We start from the raw sequence: 1808 nt of genomic DNA, 5'->3' as shown, positions 1-1808 counted from the left end.
AATGGCGTAATGGAGACTGTTCTACAGGCGAATCAATACTTGTTGAAATGTAAGGTAGAAATAAATAAAGCCCTGATCTTAGATCGGGGCTTCGTAATTAATTTTAGAGAAAGTTAAAAACATGAGAAAAGAGTTAAGAGAAATATTTATTCATGGATGTAATGAAAAAATTGACAAAAAAGGAGATAGCGTAGGTTTATCTTTCTATGCCTTTTTCAAGAATAAAAATGATAATCCTGAGCTTTTAATGGAAGCAGCTAATTGGTGGATCATGCAACATAAATTAGATCATTTCGAAAAAGCCGTAAAAATTAAAGCTCTTGTTTTAAGTGAATCTTCGCTTAACTTAACATAATGGCTGTTATACGCAATAAAAAAACCTGGGCACCAACCCAGGTCTAAAATTTAAAAAACAGATAAATATCAGTGCAATAAACTCATTTTTCTAATTTCGCATAACGTGTATTATGTTAATTTTAGGAAAGCTTAATAAATCCGTGTTTAAAAATTAAACTAGAAAGATTTTGTATTACTATCAATTTAGAATTCCTCTCTTATAAATCTTATTTAATGACGCTATCTTTTTGTATTGATGAAGCTATTTTATCAATGGTAGTACGAACACGTATTGGTAAGAAATTTGATCTTTTCCATACAATTTGAATAGGATAGTTAGTACTTGAATAGTTAGTAAGTAGGTGTATTAATTGACCACTTTGTATATATTCTTGAATCAACCAGGAAGGTAACCAACCAATTCCTCCATGCATTAGTACATAATCTAATATGCTTTTTATGTCATCCATTTGAACTTTATTTTTTGGCAAATATTTTATAGTTTTATGATGAGAACTTTGAAATATCCACTTTTCAAGCTGCCCATTTTTCAAATATCCAATAGTCTGATGGTTATCTAAATCTTTGATGCTCTCAGGAACCTGGTATCTTTTTAAATATTCAGGTGTGGCACAGAGCCACATTGCATGCTCAGAAATCTTTTTAACCATTAATTGACTATTATCTTCTAAATTACCAATTCTTATCACTAGGTCATAATTATCTTCAATTAAATCAATATAACGATCATTAAAAGAAAGAACCATATTCAAATTTTGATGTTCATCTGCTAAGTCTCTTAATATCGGAACAATGAACTTTTGTCCAAATAATACAGGCATAGAGATACGTATCATTCCCTGAATATTTTGATTATTACTTTCAAATAATGTCTCAGCTATTAATAATTCTTGTACAGCCCGCTGGCTATGTTCATAGAAAATACTACCTTCTTCTGTGAGAGCTAAATGACGTGTATCTCTGTTAAAAAGTACTACTCCGAGCTGTACCTCAAGCTTTGAAATCATCTTACTGACAGCGGAACGAGTCAGATGTAATTTTTCTGATGCTTTAGTAAAACTTCCTTGTTCAACAACACTAATAAATGCCATCAAACTTTTCAGATCATTAACACGCATATTAGTTCCAATTGGGAATCAATGAGTTGATTTATTATCACTTTTGTATCCAATTTATCAATGATAATCTAATTAAAATTCATATTAGGAACCTTACTATGAACAGAATTTTAGTTATCAAATCTAGTTTTATGCAGGAAAAATCTCTAAGTAATCAGCTCATTAATAAATATTTATATAGACGTAAGCAAAGTGGTTATGTTGACCAAATAATTGAACATGATCTAGGAGCTATGAACTTACCAGTATTAAACTTAGAGATATTTAATGCCTTACGTGGAGAGGCGAATGAAAAACCTGAGGTAAAAGCAGCAGTAGCACTCACTGATCAAT

The 1808-nt window shown here is 30.6% G+C and carries 3 protein-coding genes; 2 read left to right on the top strand and 1 reads right to left on the bottom strand.

What is annotated here, in order from left to right; genetic code table 11:
• Positions 1-121: 121 nt before the first annotated feature.
• On the top strand, positions 122-355 hold the full coding sequence (locus FTV41_RS14575) for a DUF6500 family protein (RefSeq protein ID WP_179996751.1): 234 nt from the start codon (positions 122-124) through the stop codon (positions 353-355).
• Positions 356-563: 208 nt separating this feature from the next.
• On the opposite strand, the gene FTV41_RS14570 is transcribed toward FTV41_RS14575, so the two are convergent.
• On the bottom strand, positions 564-1475 hold the full coding sequence (locus FTV41_RS14570; RefSeq protein WP_179996750.1) for a LysR family transcriptional regulator: 912 nt from the start codon (positions 1473-1475) through the stop codon (positions 564-566).
• Between the two features lie 98 nt (positions 1476-1573).
• Here FTV41_RS14570 and FTV41_RS14565 point away from each other — a divergent pair.
• Positions 1574-1808, top strand: a 235-nt coding sequence (locus FTV41_RS14565; RefSeq protein WP_179996749.1) for an NAD(P)H-dependent oxidoreductase, incomplete at its 3' end; no start/stop codon positions are given.

Origin of the sequence: Acinetobacter sp. YH16051 (genome assembly GCF_013417135.1) — a bacterium.
In the GTDB taxonomy this organism is placed as follows: Bacteria; Pseudomonadota; Gammaproteobacteria; order Pseudomonadales; family Moraxellaceae; genus Acinetobacter; species Acinetobacter towneri.
Note: the sequence above shows the minus strand (reverse complement) of the source record. Positions and strands in the feature narration are given on the sequence as shown.